13 protein-coding genes are annotated in these 17,418 nt (G+C 72.5%); 5 read left to right on the top strand and 8 right to left on the bottom strand.

Going from position 1 to position 17,418, the window contains the following annotated elements; genetic code table 11:
* Positions 1–255: 255 nt before the first annotated feature.
* Positions 256–1,032 (top strand): enoyl-CoA hydratase, encoded by a 777-nt coding sequence (locus tag ACOOHE_RS15705; protein WP_420455027.1) that lies wholly within the window; start codon positions 256–258, stop codon positions 1,030–1,032.
* A 219-nt stretch (positions 1,033–1,251) separates the two neighbouring features.
* On the opposite strand, the gene ACOOHE_RS15710 is transcribed toward ACOOHE_RS15705, so the two are convergent.
* From ACOOHE_RS15710 to ACOOHE_RS15725, 4 genes are all read right to left on the bottom strand, one after another.
* Positions 1,252–1,941, bottom strand: a complete 690-nt coding sequence (locus ACOOHE_RS15710) for a DUF922 domain-containing protein (RefSeq protein ID WP_420455028.1) — start codon at positions 1,939–1,941, stop codon at positions 1,252–1,254.
* Positions 1,942–2,011: 70 nt separating this feature from the next.
* Positions 2,012–2,374, bottom strand: a complete 363-nt coding sequence (locus ACOOHE_RS15715) for a cupin domain-containing protein (protein WP_420455029.1) — start codon at positions 2,372–2,374, stop codon at positions 2,012–2,014.
* A gap of 78 nt (positions 2,375–2,452) precedes the next feature.
* The gene (metH, locus tag ACOOHE_RS15720; protein WP_420455030.1) at positions 2,453–6,118 is read right to left on the bottom strand and encodes a methionine synthase; all 3,666 of its coding nucleotides are present in this window, start codon (positions 6,116–6,118) and stop codon (positions 2,453–2,455) included.
* Positions 6,119–6,366: 248 nt separating this feature from the next.
* Positions 6,367–7,032, bottom strand: coding sequence for a hypothetical protein (locus tag ACOOHE_RS15725; protein WP_420455031.1), 666 nt, complete (start codon positions 7,030–7,032; stop codon positions 6,367–6,369).
* Between the two features lie 277 nt (positions 7,033–7,309).
* Here ACOOHE_RS15725 and ACOOHE_RS15730 point away from each other — a divergent pair, with 277 nt between their 5' ends.
* On the top strand, positions 7,310–9,847 hold the full coding sequence (locus tag ACOOHE_RS15730) for a TonB-dependent receptor domain-containing protein (RefSeq protein WP_420455032.1): 2,538 nt from the start codon (positions 7,310–7,312) through the stop codon (positions 9,845–9,847).
* Positions 9,848–10,314: 467 nt separating this feature from the next.
* Here the strand turns inward: ACOOHE_RS15730 and ACOOHE_RS15735 are convergent, their stop codons facing one another.
* The 4 genes from ACOOHE_RS15735 to ACOOHE_RS15750 form a co-directional block, all read right to left on the bottom strand.
* Entirely contained in the window at positions 10,315–10,689 is a 375-nt protein-coding gene (locus ACOOHE_RS15735) for a DUF805 domain-containing protein (RefSeq protein ID WP_420455033.1), read from the bottom strand.
* A 73-nt stretch (positions 10,690–10,762) separates the two neighbouring features.
* Positions 10,763–12,169 (bottom strand): alpha/beta fold hydrolase, encoded by a 1,407-nt coding sequence (locus ACOOHE_RS15740; protein WP_420455034.1) that lies wholly within the window; start codon positions 12,167–12,169, stop codon positions 10,763–10,765.
* A gap of 222 nt (positions 12,170–12,391) precedes the next feature.
* On the bottom strand, positions 12,392–13,585 hold the full coding sequence (locus tag ACOOHE_RS15745; protein WP_420455035.1) for a TolB family protein: 1,194 nt from the start codon (positions 13,583–13,585) through the stop codon (positions 12,392–12,394).
* A 224-nt stretch (positions 13,586–13,809) separates the two neighbouring features.
* A complete protein-coding gene (locus ACOOHE_RS15750) occupies positions 13,810–14,322 on the bottom strand; it encodes a metal-dependent hydrolase (protein WP_420455036.1) in 513 nt (170 codons plus the stop codon).
* A 215-nt stretch (positions 14,323–14,537) separates the two neighbouring features.
* Here ACOOHE_RS15750 and ACOOHE_RS15755 point away from each other — a divergent pair, with 215 nt between their 5' ends.
* The 3 genes from ACOOHE_RS15755 to ACOOHE_RS15765 all read left to right on the top strand — a co-directional run bounded on the left by ACOOHE_RS15755 (position 14,538) and on the right by ACOOHE_RS15765 (position 17,413).
* Positions 14,538–15,743 carry an MBL fold metallo-hydrolase gene (locus ACOOHE_RS15755; RefSeq protein WP_420455037.1) on the top strand — a complete coding sequence of 402 codons (1,206 nt, stop codon included), beginning with the start codon at positions 14,538–14,540 and terminating at the stop codon, positions 15,741–15,743.
* An 89-nt stretch (positions 15,744–15,832) separates the two neighbouring features.
* On the top strand, positions 15,833–16,795 hold the full coding sequence (locus tag ACOOHE_RS15760; protein WP_420455038.1) for a T9SS type A sorting domain-containing protein: 963 nt from the start codon (positions 15,833–15,835) through the stop codon (positions 16,793–16,795).
* Between the two features lie 180 nt (positions 16,796–16,975).
* Positions 16,976–17,413: a nucleic acid-binding protein gene (locus ACOOHE_RS15765; RefSeq protein WP_420455039.1), complete on the top strand. Its 438-nt coding sequence runs from the start codon at positions 16,976–16,978 to the stop codon at positions 17,411–17,413.
* The last annotated feature ends 5 nt before the right edge of the window (positions 17,414–17,418 follow it).

Below are 17,418 nucleotides of genomic sequence, written 5' to 3' on the forward strand. Positions count from 1 at the left end.
GGGGCTGAGCGACCGCACGCTCCGGCGTGGACCCCCTCCTTCCCTTCCGGTCGCTCCGCTCCCATGTTGGGAAGCTGTCCCCCTTGAAGGGGGACCGTCCGGGTGCCCCTGAGCGGAGCGATGGGCAGCCGGACGGGGGGTCCGCCAGGCGGTGCCGAGGCGTCGTTCGAGCGTGCGGGCGCCCTGGGCCGAGCGCTCCCGACGGCCGGGCCGAGCCCGGCGCGCCCGTAGCTTGGCCGCCTCCCCTCTGCTCCGATGACCGACTCTCACCAGGACCACGTGGCCGCGACGCTCGACGGCGGCGTGCTCCACCTCGCGCTCGACCGGCCCGAGAAGAAGAACGCGCTCACGCGCGCCATGTACGCCCGGCTGGCCGACGCGCTCGAACAGGCCGCGCGCGACGGCGCCGTCCGCGTCGTGGTTTTGAGCGGGCGGGGCGGCGTGTTCACCGGCGGCAACGACCTCGCCGACTTCATGATGGACCCGCCGACGGGCCCCGACAGCCCCGTCTTCCGGTTCCTCCAGGCCGCCGCCACCTTTCCCAAGCCGCTCGTGGCCGCCGTCGACGGGCCGGCCATCGGCATCGGGACGACGATCCTGCTCCACTGCGACCTCGCCTACGCCGGGCGCGACGCGCTGCTCAAGATGCCGTTCGTGGACCTGGGGTTGGTGCCCGAGGCGGCGTCGAGCCTGCTGCTGCCCCAGCTCGCGGGGCGCGTCCGGGCGGCCGAGCTGCTGCTGCTCGGGGAGGCCATCTCGGCCGAGACGGCGCGCGAGATCGGCTTGGTCAACGCGGTCGTGGCCGACCCGGTGGCGCACGCGCTGGAGCGGGCCGCCGTGCTCGCGTCGAAGCCGCCGGAGGCCGTCCGCCAGACGAAGGCGCTGCTGGGCCACGCGACGGCCGACGCCGTCGGCGAGACGATCGCGCGCGAGGGGGCCTTGTTCGTCGAGCGGTTGGGCTCGCCCGAGGCTCAGGAGGCGTTCACCGCGTTCTTCGAGAAGCGCTCGCCCGACTTCTCTCGGTTCGAATAGACGAATGGACCTGTGAACAAGTGAGGTCGTGGACAGGTGACACCAAGTCCGTCGGCTCTGTGCCGGTCCGGCGCAAGCCCGAGTGTGGGAGGGGAACCCCCTCCTCCCGTGTACCCACACCCGGGTGTGGTGCGCCCCCACGTCCCTTCCAGCTGGCGCCAGGACTGGACGGCTCCCGCCCCCCACGAGCCCACGCATCCACAGGTCCACGAGCCCCCCCTACCGGACCGGCCAGACGGCCCCCTCTGTCTTCCCGTGGCCCGTCTCGCTGTCGTAGCGGCGGTGGGCCGCGCTGATCTCGATGCCGAGACGTTCGAGCCGGCCCCGGGCCTCGGCGACGGCCGCCTCGCACGACGACCGGTAGAGGCCGGCCACCTCCTTGTACGCCGCCTCGGCGCCGCCGAGCGCGATCACGCGGTGGCGGTGCTCGTGCTGCGAGAGGGACCGGCGGAACCGGCTCCAGTCGTGGAGCAGGGCCGGGTCCACGTCGCCGGCCGGCAGCCACTCGGGCAGCGTCACGACGACGTCGAGGTCGACCTCCGTCCCCTCGATGAGGCACCCGCCCGAGACCGGCGTCGGGTTGTAGCGGACGTCGAGCTCGGTCTGGGTCAGCCCGAAGAAGACGTCGCCCTCGGCGCGCGGGCCGCGCTCGACGAGCGACCGGAGGACCGCGTCGGCCGTCCGGCCCGTCACGGCGTAGGTCTCGTGACGGAGCCGCTCCTGGACGGGCGGGCGCTCGGGCGAGGCGGGCCGGGCCGGCCGCTCGCTCACCGAGATCGCCGGCGAGGCCACGACCGTGTCCCCGGTGCCGATCTCCGTGGGCGACGGCGCCAGGGGCCCCTCGGTGAGGGTCCAGAACGAGCCCGCGGCGAGCGCGGACAGAGAGACGGCGAGGACGAGGAGGCGCATCGGATCCTCCTGCGTATCGTCGGAGTCGACGGCCCCCTGAACCGCTCGTGCCGATCCGCCCGCTCTCGTCCTACAGCCGGGGCAGGTCGCGGACCGTCCGCTCGCTCACGACGTCGCCCGTGTGGGCGGTCGAGGCCGGCTCGAACAGGACCACCTCGGCCGTCGGCTCGGCGACCGGCCGGTGCTCGACGCCGCGCGGGACGACGACGATCTCGCCCGGCCCGAGCACGGCGTCCGGCGCGTCGCGGAACTCGATCCGCAACCGGCCGCGGACGACCCAGAACAGCTCGTCCTCGTCGGCGTGGTCGTGCCAGATGAATGCGCCTTCGAGCTTGGCCAGCTTGACCTGCTGCCCGTTGAGGTCGGCCACGACGTGGGGCGTCCAGGTCGCGTCGAACTGGCGGAAGGCGTCGGCGAGGGAGATCGGGGTCATCGGAAGAGTGTGAGAGTGTGGGGGTTATGAGAGGGGACCCTCCTTCCTCCATACCCCCACGCTCCCCCCGGATTGGGTTCACGCCGCTTCGGTGACCGGCGCGGGGTCGTACGCCAGCGACGGGCCGAGCCAGCGCTCGGCCTCCTCGACCGGCATCCCCTTGCGCGCCGCGTAGTCCTCGACCTGGTCCCGCCCCAGCGGGCCGACGTTGAAGTAGGCCGCCTCGGGGTGCGCCAGGTAGATCCCACAGACCGTCGCTGGCGGCGTCATCGCGAGGTGCTCGGTGAGGCCGGCGCCCGTGTGGTGCGGCGCGTCCAGGATGTCGAAGAGCGTGACCTTCTCGGTGTGGTCGGGCTGGGCCGGGTAGCCCGGCGCTGGGCGGATGCCGCGGTACCGCTCGCGGATGAGGTCGTCGGCGGAGAGATCCTCGTCGGGCGCGTAGCCCCAGGCGTCGCGGCGGACCGTCGCGTGGAGCCACTCGGCCGCGGCCTCCGCCAGTCGGTCGGCGAGCGACTGGGCCAGGATGGCGCGGAAGTCGTCGCCCTCGGCCCGAGCCGCCGCCGCCAGCGCCTCGGCCCCGTGGACCGTCACCACGAACGCGCCGACGTGGTCGCCGGCCGGCGCCACCGCGTCGGCGAGGGCGCGGTTGGGCTTGCCCGGCGTTTTCTGGGTTTGCTGGCGGAGGGTGTGGAGCCTCACCTCTCCCCCATCGGTGCCGAGGTGGATGTCGTCGCCGTCGCGCTCGGCGGGGAACAACCCAAAAACGGCCTTGGGAGTGAACAGCCCGTCGCGCTCGATCTCGTCGAGGAGCGCCTGGGCGTCGTCGAACAGCTTGCGGGCCGTCTCGCCCTTGTCGGGGTCGTCCAAGATTTGGGGGTAGCTCCCGCGCATCTCCCAGGCGATAAAGAACGGGCCCCAGTCGATCCACGGCCGGAGGTCGGCGACGGCCACCCCGGGCGCCTCGACGCCCAACCGTGAGGGGACGGGGAGGTCGTCGAACGCGAGGTCGGGCGCGTTCGCCCGAGCGGCGGCGAGCGGCAGGATCGTCTGGGTCCGCTGCCTCGCGGCGTAGCGCTCCCTCACGGCGGCGTACTCGTCGGCCACGCCGCGCGTGAACGCCTCGCGCTGGTCGGCCGAGACGAGCGCCGAGACGGCCGGGACCGACTTCGAGGCGTCGAGCACGTGGACGGCCGGGCCGCCGTAGTGCGGGGCCACCTTGACAGCCGTGTGGAGCTTCGACGTCGTCGCCCCGCCGATGAGCAGCGGCAGCTTCAGCCCGGCCCGCTCCATCTCCTTGGCGACCGTGACCATCTCGTCCAGCGACGGCGTGATGAGCCCGCTCAGGCCGATGGCGTCCACGTCGTGCTCACGCGCGGCGTCCAGGATCCGCTGGGCCGGGACCATCACGCCCAGGTCGATCACGTCGTACCCGTTGCACCCGAGGACGACGCCGACGATGTTCTTGCCGATGTCGTGGACGTCGCCCTTGACCGTCGCCATGAGCACCTTCGTGCGGGTCTGGACCTCGCCGCCGGCCGCCTGCTCGGCCTCGATGAACGGCGTGAGGTGGGCCACGGCCCGCTTCATCACGCGCGCCGACTTGACGACCTGGGGCAGAAACATCTTGCCCGCCCCGAACAGGTCGCCGACCCGGTTCATCCCGTCCATCAGTGGCCCCTCGATCACCTCCAGCGGGCGGGCGTACTGCTGGCGGGCCTCCTCGGTGTCGGCGACGACGTGCTCGGTGATGCCCTTGACGAGGGCGTAGGCGAGGCGCTCCTCGACGGGCGCGTCGCGCCAGGCGGCGGCCTTCGCCTCCTGCGCCGCGTCCGGCGTGCGGAAGCTCTCCGCCAGCTCCACCAGCCGCTCGGTCGCGTCGTCGCGGCGGTCGAACAGGACGTCCTCGACGGCCTCCAACAGCGCCGGGTCGAGGTCGTCGTAGACCGCGAGCTGGCCGGCGTTGACGATCCCCATGTCCATCCCGGCGCGGACGGCGTGGTACAGGAACGCCGAGTGCATCGCCTCGCGGACGGGCTCGTTGCCGCGGAACGAGAACGACAGGTTCGAGACGCCGCCCGAGACGCGCGCGCCCGGGAGGTTCTCCTTGATCCAGCGCGTCGCTTGGATAAAGTCGATGGCGTAGCGGCGGTGCTCGTCGAGCCCGGTGGCCACGGCGAACACGTTGGGGTCGAACACGACGTCCTCGGGCGGGACGCCGACCTCGTCGACCAGAATCCGGTAGGCGCGCTGGCAGACCTCGATGCGGCGGTCGAGCGAGTCGGCCTGGCCGTCCTCGTCGAACGCCATCACGATGACGGCGGCGCCGTAGTCCCGAGCGCGCTCGGCCTGGGCGCGGAAGGCGTCCTCGCCCTCCTTCATCGAGATCGAGTTGACGACCGGCTTGCCGGGCACGCACCGCAACCCGGCCTCGATGACCTCCCACTTCGACGAGTCCACGACGACCGGGACGCGGGCGATGTCGGGCTCGGCCATCGCCAGCAGGAGGAACCGCTCCATCGCGGCGACGGAGTCGAGCAGCCCCTCGTCCATGTTCACGTCGATCATCTGGGCACCGGCCTCGACCTGTTGCGCGGCCACGCCGAGGGCCTCGTCGGTGTCGCCGTCTTTGATGAGGCGCGCAAAGCGGCGGCTGCCCGTCACGTTCGTCCGCTCGCCGATGTTGACGAAGTTGGTGTCGGGGCGGATCGTCAACGTCTCGAGCCCGGCGGCGCGGAACGTCTTGGGCGGCGCGCTCGGCACGCGGGGCGCGACGCCGGCCACGGCCCGGGCGATGGACCGGATGTGCTCGGGCGTCGTCCCGCAGCACCCGCCGACCAGGTTGAGGAGTCCGGCCTCGGCATACGCCTGCGCCTGCTCGGCCATGAACGCCGGGCCCTCGTCGTAGCCGCCGAGCTCGTTGGGCAGGCCGGCGTTCGGGTACAGGCTCGTGTAGGCCGGCGTGACGGCGGCCAGCTCCTCGATGAACGGCCGCATCTGGGCGCTCCCGAGCGCGCAGTTGAGCCCGAACGACAGCAGCTCGGGCGCGTGCGCCAGCGACGTGTGGAACGCCTCGACGGTCTGCCCGACGAGCGTCCGCCCGCTTTGATCGACGATGGTGCCCGAGATCATCACCGGCGGCAGCGCACCCGTCGCCCGGCGGTGCTCGCGCAAGGCCACGACGCACGCCTTGGCGTTGAGCGTGTCGAAGATGGTCTCGACGAGCAGCAGGTCCGCCCCGCCGTCGACCAGCCCCTTGATCTGCTCGGCGTAGGCGTCCTTGACTTGGTCGAACGTGACGGCGCGGAAGCCGGGGTCCTCGACGTCGGGCGAGAGCGAGAGCGTCCGGTTCATCGGCCCGATGCTGCCGGCGACGAACCGGGGCTGGCGGGCCGTGCTCGCGGCGTCGCACGCCTGGCGCGCCAGCCGGGCCGCGGCTTGGTTGATCTCGTAGGCCAGCGCCTCCATCTCGTAGTCCGCGAGCGAGACGGCCTGGGCGTTGAACGTATTCGTTGTGACCACGTCCGCGCCGGCGTCGAGGTACTGGCGGTGGACGTCGCGGATGGCGTCCGGCTGGGTGAGCACGAGGAGGTCGTTGGCGCCCGCCAGCGACGTGGGCCAGTCGGCGAAGCGGTCGCCGCGGACGTCGGCCTCGGTGAGCCCGGCGGCCTGGATCATGGTGCCCATCGCCCCGTCGAGGACGAGGATGCAGCGGTCGAGGAGCGGGCGGAGGTCGTCGCGGGTCATGTCGGCAAGCTAGCCCGGGCGGACGGGCGGACGGGCGGGCGGGCGGGCGGGCGGGCGGGCGGGCGGGCGGGCGGGCGGGCGGGCGGGCGGGCGGGCGGGCGGAATCTGGCCCCTCCCCCACCCCCGCGCCAGCGCCGGCCCCCCGAGTTGTCCACGAACCACCCACGCCGGCGCCCTCTGCCGTTTCCCCTTTCCTGCTTCCCCTTTCCTGCGAGCGAAGCGAGCCTATCCCCGCGAGCGCAGCGAGCTCAGAGCCCCAGGGCCTTGCGGAGCCGGTCGCCGCGGACGGTCACCGACGGGACCACGATCACGTCGTCGGCGCCGCGCAGAGGCGACGGGCTGTAGAACAGGCCGATCTCGGGGCTGACCGCGAGGTCCGGCCACCCAAACCGCCCGCCGACGACCAGGCCGACGGCCGGCGACGTCCCGAGCGCGTCGTCGGAGAACGGCGTGAGGTCCTGGACGCGGACGGCCCCGTACGGCACGACGCGGGCGGCGCCCGGCAGCGGGCCCGGCGACGCGACGAGCGTGGCCTCGAGGTGGAGGTGGCTCGCCGCGATCACGCCGGCCCCGACGATCAGCGACGTCCCCGCGTCGCCGCCGACGGGCCCGGCCAGCCGCCGCTTGTAGGTCGCCGTCAGGCTCCCCAGGCCCACCAACCGAACGCCGATGTCGGACCGCTCGTCCAAGCCGAGCCGGGCCTCGTTGGCCAGCATCAGCCCGCCGCCGCCAGCGTCGTCGTCGCGGTCGAGGTCGCGGCGGCCCGAGGCCACCTGCAACGTCACGCTCGGCTCGGCCTCGCGCGGGGCGACGGTCGAGGCGGTCGACCCGACGGAGTACGGGACGCAACCGCCCAGGCCGGCCGCCAGCAGGGCGAGGGCGGCGAGGGGGACGGCGAGCGACGGGCGGGTCATGGCTCCAAGCTAGAGCCGAACCGACTCCGCCGGCCCCGCTCCGCGCCCGGCAGGCCGACTCGGTGCGGGGGCTAGGGGACCGCCCGAGGTCCCCCATGCACGGAACGGCCCTACGTTCTCGGCGCAACCGGGCGGCGACCGCCCCGTACGGGGCTGACCGACGCGGACTCGTGCTCGTTGGGGTGTCGTCCGTGACGTCCCCGTGCATCTGACGTCGAACCGACACAACTCCCTGGCCTGGCCCCCGTTGGAGGGCCGATCCCCTCCCCGCTCCCCCATGCTTTTTCGGTCCGCCCTCGCCGCCGGCCTGCTCCTCGCTGCCCCCTCGTTCGCCCAGGCCCCCGGCGCCGGCCGTCCGCAGGGCGCCGTCATGGCCACCATCGTCGACGACGCGACGGGCGCGCCGCTGCCGTCGGCGACGCTCTCGCTGTTCTCGGCTCGCGACACGTCGTTCGTGACCGGCGGTGCGGCCGAGGCCGATGGGACCGTCCGGATCGACCCGGTCCGGCCGGGCGAGTACCTCGCGCGGGCCAGCTTTATCGGCTACGAGAGCCGCCCGGTCGCCGCGTTCACCGTCGCCGTCGGGCCACCGGCCGACCTCGGCGAGATCCGCCTGGGCGAGGGGGCCGAGGTGCTGGGCGAGGCCGAGGTCACGGCCCGGCGCGAGTTCGTCGAGCAGCAGGCCGACCGGACCGTCTACAACGTTCAGGAGCAGGCGGTCACGGCCGGCGGGAGCGCCATCGAGACGTTGCAGACGCTGCCGTCGCTCGAGGTCGACACCGACGGCAACATCTCGCTCCGGGGCAACCAGAACGTCGTCATCCAGATCAACGGCCGGCCGGTCCCGGTGCGCGGGGCGTTCCTGGCGGCGCTCCTGCGCCAGATCCCGGCCGACAAGGTCGACCGCGTCGAGGTGATCCCGAACCCGTCGGCGAAGTACGAGCCGGACGGGATGGGCGGCATCGTCAACATCGTGCTGGCGGAGGGGACCGACCGCGGGCTCTCGGGCGGGCTCACGCTCGGTGGGGGGACCGAGCTCTCGGGCCAGGCCGGCGCCAACCTGAGCTACCAGCGCGGCAAGTGGGACACGAACGTCCAGTACGGCTTCCGCTACGGCGAGCGCGCGACGACGTTCAACAGCACCACGCGGGCGCTCAACGACGCCTTCCGCGTGTCCCAGCGCGGCGTCAACGGGAACGACGAGACCTCCCACTTCCTCAACGGCTCGGCGACGTACTCGCTGGCGGAGAAAACGACGCTGACGGCCGAGGGCTCGTTCGGCGTCCGCGACGGGGCCCAGGGCGGCGTCATCGACTTCCAACGGACGTTGGGCGGCGGCACGACCGTCGCCACGTCGCGCGAGACCGACAACGACACGGGCGGGCTCAACGGCGACGCCGCGCTCGTCTTGCGGCGCCAGTTCGCGAGCGGCGGCGGGGGCGGCGGCGAGGGCGGATCCGGCGGCGGTGGGCGCGGTGGCTTCGGCCGCGGATTCGGCGGCCCGCGTGGCGGCGGCGGCACCCAGAGCGACCACGAGCTGGCCGTCGAGGCGCGGTACACCCACTTCGAGAACGACAACCTCGGCCTGTTCCTCGACCTCGCGACCGGCGACGTCCTGAACGGCGTCCAGTCCCAGACGACCGATGAGGCCAACGACGAGGCCTCGCTCCAACTCGACTACACGCGGCCCATCGGCGCGCTCAAGCTCGAGCTCGGCGCGAAGGGCTCGGCCGAGTGGGTCGCCAGCGACAGCGAGTTCGAGGTCGGCCCGACGGTCGGCGAGCTCGAAGTCGACCCGACGCAGACGAACGCGTTCGAGTACGACCGCCAGATTTTGGCCGGCTACGTCCAGGCGGCCCGGCCGCTGGGCCCGGTCCAGGTCCAGGTGGGCCTCCGCGCCGAGGTGGCCCAGCGGGCGTTCGACCTCTTGACGGAGCTCCCGCCGGCGGCCAACCCGTTCTTTGACCCCGACGCCGAGACGTCGCAGAGCTACACGAGCCTGTTCCCCAGCGCCTTCGTGACCTACGCGCTCGAGCCGGGCACGCTCGTCAAGGGCTCGTACTCGCGCCGGATCGAGCGGCCCCGGACGTTCTTCCTCAACCCGTTCCCGGACCTCTCGGACACGACGTTCGTCCGCGTCGGCAACCCGGCGCTCCGGCCCGAATACACCGACTCGTACGAGCTCACGTTGCAGTACAAGTTCTTCGCCACGCTCACCCCGTTCTACCGACGGACGACCGACTCCATCACGCGCCGGGTCTCGACGGACCCCGTGACCGGCGTCGGCCTGTTCTCGGTCGCCAACCTCGACACGGAGACGAACTACGGCGCCGACCTGACGCTGTTCGGCGCCGTCGGGCCCGTGAGGGGGTTCGTCTCGGGCAGCGTCTACCAGGCCGTCCTGGCCGACTCGGCCCCGGGCGCCGAGGACGTCTCGGCGCTGTCGCACAACGCCCGGGCCAGCTTGCAGCTCAAGGTCCGCGAGGGGACCGACCTCCAGGGGTTCGTGTTCTACAACGGGGCCCAGCCGTCGGTCGACGGCGAGCGGAAGGCGTTCGCGTTCTCGACGATCGGGCTCAACCAGAAGCTGACCGACCAGCTCTCGCTGGCGGCCCGGGTCAACGACCCGTTCGGGCTGGCCCGGTTCGAGTTCGTGACCGACGACGGCCGCGTCCTGCGCGACACGTCGTTCGACCCGGCCATCCGCCAGGCCTCGTTCACGCTGACCTACACGTTCGGCTCGAACCAGAACCGGCCGCAGGACCGGCAGCAGCCCCAGCAGGGTGGCGGCATGGACGACGGGTTCGGGATCTAGTGCCGTGACACGTCGCTCGTGAGCGGACCCCCTGGCCGTCCGCCCCTCGCTCCGCTCAACGGGCACCCGGACGGTCCCCCTCGAAGGGCAGGGTCGTTAAGTTCTGCTCGCCTCTCGCAATCGACTCCGTAAAACCAATAGTCATCCCCGCGCAGGCGGGGACCCATACGGTCCTGCTCGTGGGCGGAGCGCCGCATGGATTCCCGCGTGCGTGGGAATGACCCGTGTTGTTTGAGTGGTCGAAAAAGAACTTAACAGCTCTGCCCTTCGAGGGGGACAGCTCCTGCGGCACGGAGCGGAGCGATGGCCGCGGGAGCGGGGGGTCGGCCTACGAGCAATCTGGCGTCGCTCTAGGCGCCCGCCCCTCCCCGGCGACGAGCGGCTCCGTGCCGCGAGCGCCGGGGAATGGGGAAATGGGAAAGGGGAACGGGCAGAGGGGAACGGTCCGACACTCCTCCCACACTCTTCTACCCCTCGTCCGCCTGCCCATAGCGGTTCGGGCCGGGGTCGCCGGGGAGCGCAAGCCAGTAGACGAGGACCAGCCCGACGACCGGCACCAGGCCGACCATGACGAGCAGGCTGCTCCGCCCGGTGTCGTGGAGCCGCCGCGCGACGGCCGAGAGCGTCGGGAAGAACGTGCCGACGGCGTAGAGCGCGAACACGGCGCTGCCGGCGATCCAGGCCACGTCCGCTACGGTCCCCATCACAGCCGACGCCAGCGCCACCACGGCCGTCACGCCGGCGTGGACGAGCGCGAACCCCCACAGCTCGGCCCGAGACGCGCGCCCGTCGAAGTCGGCGAAGCGGGCGAGGACGCGGAGGTACGCGGCGGCGGGGGACAACTCGGGAGGATCGAGGGTGGAGGGCAGAGGAAGGGGCGCGTTGAGCCGGCAGGACGAGCCCCCCGCCGACGCCTCACGGCGCGAGGTGGACCGTCTCGCTCTCGACCGCCGCGCCGCCGAAAAAGGAGAGCATCCGCTCCAGGATGACGGGCGAGCCGAGGAAGAGCGGGTCGGAGTGGCCGGCCCCCTCGATCACCAGGTGGGCGTGGTCGGAGAATCCCGCGCTCACCTCGTCGGCATTCGCAACCGGCGTGCGGCCGTCGAGCGTGCCGCTGATGAACAGAACCGGCACGTCGGAGGCGACGGGGGCGCGGAAGGCCGGGCCGAGGTCGGGCACGCCGAGCGCGACGGACTGCGCCGGGCCGGGCGCGTTGATGGCGTCGCCCAGGAGCGTCCGGCGGGCCTCGCTCGCGATCCGGGCCCGGCGCCAGAGCGACGCGCCCGAGGCCGCGTCCATCGCCGACGACATGGCGGCGATGCCGCTCGGCTGCTTGAGGTACACGATCCAGGACGCGACCGTCGAAAAATCGCCCGCGCGCATCGCGGCGAACAGGCCGGGGAGCTGCATCGACAGCTCCGGCCCGCCCAGCATGTTGGCCGCGAGCCACTGGACGTCGAACGCGCCGATGGCGAGCCCTACCGTCTCGCCCTCGACCTCCGCATCGACCACGACGGGCGCCGCGCGGAGCCGGTCGAGCACGGCCTCGACGTCCGCCAGGAACGACGCCTCGGGATTCTGAGCGCGGTGGCCCGCGTCGATCTGCTCCAGCAGCACCTGCTGGTGGGACGGCAACTTGAGCGTGTGGTCGGGCCCCTCGACGCCTGCTAGCACGGCACGCGCGACGGCGTCGGGGTGGCGGCGGATCGTGACGAGCGCGAGGTGAGTGCCGTAGCTGATGGCCCAGAGCGAGACCCGGTCCGCCCCGAGAACGTGGCGGAGCGCGTCGAGGTCGTCGGCGCTCTCGTCCGTGTTGTAGGCCGCGAGATCGACGCCGAGCCGGCGCCAGTGGGCGGCGCAGGCCCGGGTACCCTCGGCCCAGGCCGCGTCGGTCGCCGCGCGCGTGCCGGGCACGTCGAGCGGGAGGGCCACCTCGTGCGGGCACTCCGGGAGCCGATCCGAAAAGCCCGTGCCCCGCTGGTCGAACGCGATCACGTCGGCGACGGCGCGGAGCGACTGGAACAGGTCGAACCGTGTGCCCTCGGCCGTGCCTGTGCCCGATCCACCTGGCCCGCCGGCGAGGTAGACGATGGGCGGGCCGGGCGTCGGGCTGGTGCTCGGGAAGCGGACGAACGCGAGCCCAATGGTCCGGCCGGCCGGCCGCTGGCGGTTCTCGGGAACACGGAACCGTCCGAGCTCGGCCTCCACCGTCCGGCCGTCGTCGGCTGTGAACGTGTAGGGCTCGACGGCGAGCTCCGTCTGGGCGGAAGCCGCCAGCCCAGAGAGGGCGACGAGAACGGCGAGGGCGTGGCGGAGGCGCATGGCGTCGGTCGGGTGTGCGCCCGGGACGTGTCCCCTCCCGGGCGAGTTACACGACCTGGCCCCGCTACTCACCGACTACCCAGTCTTCTCCTCTACCCTCTGTTCGCCCTTCTGTAACCCACGTTGTGGAGTCCCCGCCCTAGCGCCGCGAGACTGGGGACGGGCACGTCCGGCGGTCTTCCGTCCCCCGTCCCCGACAGCATAGAATGCGACCTGGCCTCTCTACTCCTCCTCGACCCAGTCGGCGACGAAGACGTTGGTGTCGCGGCTCGGCCGGCGGTCGGCGCGGCGGTTCGAGGCGAACACGAGCTTCGTGCCGTCGGGCGAAAACATGGGGAAGGCGTCGAACGTCCCGCTGAACGTGACCCGCTCCGGGTCGCCGCCGTCGAGGTCGACCAGGAACAGGTCGAACTCGCGGCCGCCCTCGTCGAGCGTGTGGTGGTTCGAGGCGAAAAGGATCCGGTCGCCGGACGGGTGGAAAAACGGGGCCCAGTTGGCGCCCGGCAGGTCGGTCACCTGGCGCGCGTTCGAGCCGTCGGCGTCGGCGACGAACAGGTTGAGGGCGCCGGGCTGGACGGTGTCGTCGGCCAGGAGCGCGCGGTAGGCGTCGGCGTCGGCGCCCGTCGGGCGCGAGGCGCGCCAGACGATCTGGGAGCCGTCGGGTGAGAAGAAGGCGCCGCCGTCGTAGCCCAAGTCGTCGGTGAGCTGGAGGAGGTCGCCGGTGGCCACCTCGTAGCGCCACAGCTCGAGGTCGCCGGACCGCGTCGAGGTGAACACGACGAACCGGCCGTCGGGGCTGACCGTCGCCTCGGCGTCGTAGCCCGGCCCGCCGATCAGGACCTCCGGGGCGCCCCCGTCGGCGTCGGCCACGAAGATGTCGTAGGTCGGGAAGATGTCCCAGACGTAGCGGCCCGTGAGCGAGGCGGCCGTCACGGGGCAGGCGTCGCCGCCGGGGTGCGTCGAGGCGTAGACGATCCGGTCGTCGGAGAGGAAGTAGCCGCAGGTCGTCCGCCCACGCCCGGTCGAGACGAGGTCGGCGCCGGTCCCATCGGGCCCCGCGCCCCGGGCGGCCGACATCACGAACTGCTGGTCGCAGCCCTGGGGGTTGAGGACGTCCCAGTCGCTCTGGAAGATGAGCTCGTCGCCGTCGGGGCTCCAGTAGGCCTCGGCGTTGTTGCCGCCGAACGTGAGCTGGCGGACGTTGCGCAAGTGGACCTCCTGGGAAAACCGGAGCGGGTCCTCGTCGGCGTCGCCGGGCACGGGGGCCCCGGTGATGGGGCGGTCGGCGTTGGCGGCCTGGACCGCCTCCCGCCCGGTCTCGGCGAGGTCGGCCTGCAAGGTCTGGCAGGCCGGGAGGGCGAGGACGAGGGCGGCGAGGGTGAGGGGCAGGCGCCCCGCGAGCGAGATCTTCGACATGGGGACCGGGGGGTCGGTGACAAGCGGGCCAACCCGGGACGGGCCTCCGTGTTGCTGCCGGCGCCTCCGCTTCCCCCGTTCTTCGATGCGCGCGGTCGGGAGAGCGTGGAGAGCGTGACCCGCTGAGCCTGGGGCGGGGCGCCCTGCCTCGCCCTCCGCGCTCTCGGGTCTCTCCGCGCGCTCTGCGGCGTGGCCGCGCCCTCCCCGCGAAGCGGCGCTCATCCCTACCACCCGCTCTTGCGACGGCGCCCCGGCAGGCGGACCACCATCCCGTCCATCACCAGGTGGCTGAAGTAGCCGACCACGGCGGCGCCGTAGAACGGCAACCCGGCGAACGGCCGCTCCGGCGCCAGCACGCTCGGCAGGACCAGGAACGGGCTCGGGATGAGCAGCATCGCCCAGTAGGTGTGCGTCCAGCCCCGGTGCTTGCCCAGCGCCGGCAAGATGCAGAACAGGCCGAGGTAGGCCGCCTCCTCGATCTGGCCCGTCGCCAGGAGGGCCACGTCGACCCCGAAGAACAGGCCGTAGAACAGGTTCTGCCCCTTCGAGTTGGTGTCGACGTCGGGCCACAGCCCGAACATCAAGCACACGCCGAACAGGACGGCCGGGTACGCCACCAGCTCGACGTCGCTCAGCCGGTGGTACGCCTGGTCGACGGAGAAGAGCAGGGCGAGCCCGGCGAGGTAGACGCCGAAAAAGGCGGTCGCGCCGGCGAGGTGTCCGCGGTATCCAGCCACAGGGGAGAGTCGGGGGGCGCCTGAAGGGTACGAGCGCGGCGTGCCCCGCTGTGTCCCCCTGCGTCCACGGTCCGCGAGGCCGGGGCGAGACGGTAAAGGATGCGTGACACCGCCTTCGTCGGGCGGCGACGCTGAACCGACCGGCGGAGGGAAGCGTAGGGGGAGGCGGACCGAGGCCGACGCTCCGGTCCGTCCCACCACCCACGCTCCCCCCCGTGGCGGACCGTCCGTCTCGTGCCGGCCGACGCTGGCCTCGCCTCCTCGGCCTCCTGCTGGCCGTTGCCGCCGCCGCCGTGGCCGGCGCGGTCGTGCTCCGGTTCGCCGTCGACGACGCGCTCGGGGCCGGGCCCTCGGGAGACCGCCTCGACCGGATCGGGCGCTCGCCCCACGTCCGCGGTGGCCGGTTCGTCAACACGCTGCCGACCGTGTCGGACGGGTCCTCCATCGGGACGTTCTGGGACTTTCTGCAGGGGGGAAGCCCGTGGCGACGGCCTCGGCGGCCGGTCCCCGTCGTCGCCCGGACCGCCGCCGACTTCGCCGAGCCGGCGGACTTGCGCGTGACGTGGCTCGGCCACTCGACCCTGCTGATCGAGGTCGACGGGAGCCGCGTCCTCGTCGACCCCGTCTGGGGCGAGCGGGCGGCGCCGGCGGCCGTCTTCGGCGTCGAGCGGTTCTACCCGCCCCCCCTCGCGCTCTCGGGCCTGCCGCCGCTCGACGCCGTCGTGATCTCGCACGACCATTACGACCACCTCGACATGCCGACCGTCGAGGCGCTGGCGGACCGGGTGCCGCGGTGGGTCGTCCCGCTCGGCGTGGGGGCCCACCTCGAAGCGTGGGGCGTCGACCCGAGCCGGATTACGGAGCTCGACTGGTGGGAGGAGGCCGAGGTCGGCGGGGTCCGCTTGGTGTCTACGCCGGCGCGGCACTTCTCGGGCCGCGGTCTCGGCGACCGCAACGCGACGCTGTGGTCGGGGTGGGCCGTCGTCGGGCCCGAGCACCGCGTGTTCTACTCCGGCGACACGGCGCTGATGCCCGAGTTCGCCGAGGTCGGCGAGCGCCTCGGCCCGTTCGACATGACGCTCATCGAGGCCGGGGCCTACGACGCCGCCTGGGCCGACGTCCACTTGGGGCCCGAGCAGGCCGTCGCCGTCCACCGGATGGTCCGGGGCGAGCTGATGGTCCCGGTCCACTGGGGCCTGTTCGACCTCGCGCTCCACGGGTGGACCGAGCCGGCCGAGCGGGTTCTCTCGGCCGCGGGCCGGGCCGAGGTCGACGTCGCGTTCCCCCGGCCGGGCGAGAGCGTCACGCCGGACGCGGTCCCGACGGAGCCGTGGTGGCCGGAGGTCCCGTGGCAGACGGCCATCGAGACGCCGGCGGTCTCGACCGGGCTGCCGGACTCCGTCCGCGCGCTCGTGCCGTGAGTGGAGCGGAGGCCTCGTCCCCCTCCAGATTGGCAGCGCGGGACATCCGCCCCCGACCGCTTACCTTATGCGCTGCACGAGTTCTGGTCGTGCGGCCCACACCCCCGTTCGTCATGCGGTGTCTCCTGCTAGCGTCGGCGTTCCTGATCGGCGGCTCGGCATTGGCACAAGGGCCCGACACGCTCGACTGGCGCGGGTACTTCCCCCTCGCCGTTGGCAACGAGTGGGAGTACGAGGTCCGTCTCAGACGGCCAGCGACTCTGAATAGACCGACGGACGAGTCCCGGACGGAGTACCTCCGGTTCCGGATCGTCGGCGCTGGGCCCGGGGGTGCCTCGGACCGGTTCACGCTCGTGGAAGAGCGGTTCGCAGTGGACGGCGTCCTGCTCGCTCGCGATACGTCCGTCGTCCGGTACGACGCCGAGTCCGCGAGTGTCTTCGCGACCGACGTGGGGCTGAACGGGGACTCGTACGATCGCCCCGCGCCGCCCTTCGCCGCCGACCTCGACCTCCCCTGTGACGACCCCTATGCCGACGGCGGCTACTGGGTGTTGGCTAACTGCATCGACGAGACGGAGGCGGAGTACTGGGTGCCGACATTCGTGCGGGAGCCGCTGGCGCCCGTTGTCACCAAGGCGTTCTTCAACCTCGGCGGCGGATCCGCTACCGCGGTCCACGGGTTCGGGTTCGTCGCCGACTCGTTCCACCCCGACGGGTGCTCGTTTTTCTGCGACTCCGACGAGGCCGTCGTGACGTTCGCCGTCGTAGGCGGGCAGACGTTCGGCGCTCGAGCCGTCGGAGTAGAGGTTCCACCGGACCGACTCCGCCTGGGTCCACTCGTCGTGTATCCGAACCCGACCGCTGGACGGGTAACGGTCGAGGCGGGACCTCGAAGCGGAGGTCACGTGACTGTCTTCGACGTGATGGGCCGCCTCGTCCGCTCGGTGACCCTGCCCGCGGATGGGACCGTTGGCCTTGACCTCGGCGACCTGCCGCCAGGGCTATACTCGTTGCGGGCCGGTCCACAGACCGGGCGAGTCGTACTCCGCTGATCGCCTAGGTCCGCCGCCGTAGGCCGGCGACGGTCGGAAGCGCCACCGCTTTGTCCGAACGGCGGTGTCTACGTCGCCTCGTCCCGCCCGACCGTCCTCCTCGTACTCCCGATGAGCGGTCCACCGTCGCGCGTTTCGCGCGTTGCGTTCGGCCCCGACAGCGGCCGAGTAGCTTGGGCCATGCGCGTCTACCTCGACCTCTGCGCCATCCAGCGCCCGTTCGACGACCAGTCCCAGCCGCGCGTCCGGGCCGAGGCCGAAGCTGTCCTGAGCGTCCTCGATCTGAGTAAAGCGGGGTCTGTCGTCTTGGTCACGTCTGGTGCCCACGTTGTCGAGATTGCCAAGTGCCCGTTCCCGGACCGGCGTGCTCACGTCGAAGACGTGCTCGCTGTCTCGGACGTCTACGCGATGGGTGTCCCCGCTGTGCTCCGGCGCGCGCAGTCGTATCAGGCACGCGGGATCAAGCGGTTTGATGCGATCCACCTCGCGTCGGCCGTTGAGGCGGGAGCCGACGTCTTCTGCACGACCGACGACGCGCTTCTGAAACGAGGGCGGGAAGCCGACACCGCCCAGGCCGCCGTAGTATCCCCACTCGAACTCATCGTCCGCCTCAGCTAGCCGCT

This window comes from Rubrivirga sp. (genome assembly GCF_965213695.1).
GTDB lineage: Bacteria > Bacteroidota > Rhodothermia > Rhodothermales > Rubricoccaceae > Rubrivirga.

Bases quoted from the DNA above. Each gene is read 5' to 3' on its own strand.
- ACOOHE_RS15705 (WP_420455027.1), top strand. From the start codon at position 256: ATGACCGACTCTCACCAGGACCACGTGGCCGCGACGCTCGACGGCGGC.
- ACOOHE_RS15710 (WP_420455028.1), bottom strand. From the start codon at position 1,941: ATGCGCCTCCTCGTCCTCGCCGTCTCTCTGTCCGCGCTCGCCGCGGGC.
- ACOOHE_RS15715 (WP_420455029.1), bottom strand. From the start codon at position 2,374: ATGACCCCGATCTCCCTCGCCGACGCCTTCCGCCAGTTCGACGCGACC.
- metH (WP_420455030.1), bottom strand. From the start codon at position 6,118: ATGACCCGCGACGACCTCCGCCCGCTCCTCGACCGCTGCATCCTCGTC.
- ACOOHE_RS15725 (WP_420455031.1), bottom strand. From the start codon at position 7,032: ATGACCCGCCCGTCGCTCGCCGTCCCCCTCGCCGCCCTCGCCCTGCTG.
- ACOOHE_RS15730 (WP_420455032.1), top strand. From the start codon at position 7,310: ATGCTTTTTCGGTCCGCCCTCGCCGCCGGCCTGCTCCTCGCTGCCCCC.
- ACOOHE_RS15740 (WP_420455034.1), bottom strand. From the start codon at position 12,169: ATGCGCCTCCGCCACGCCCTCGCCGTTCTCGTCGCCCTCTCTGGGCTG.
- ACOOHE_RS15745 (WP_420455035.1), bottom strand. From the start codon at position 13,585: ATGTCGAAGATCTCGCTCGCGGGGCGCCTGCCCCTCACCCTCGCCGCC.
- ACOOHE_RS15765 (WP_420455039.1), top strand. From the start codon at position 16,976: ATGCGCGTCTACCTCGACCTCTGCGCCATCCAGCGCCCGTTCGACGAC.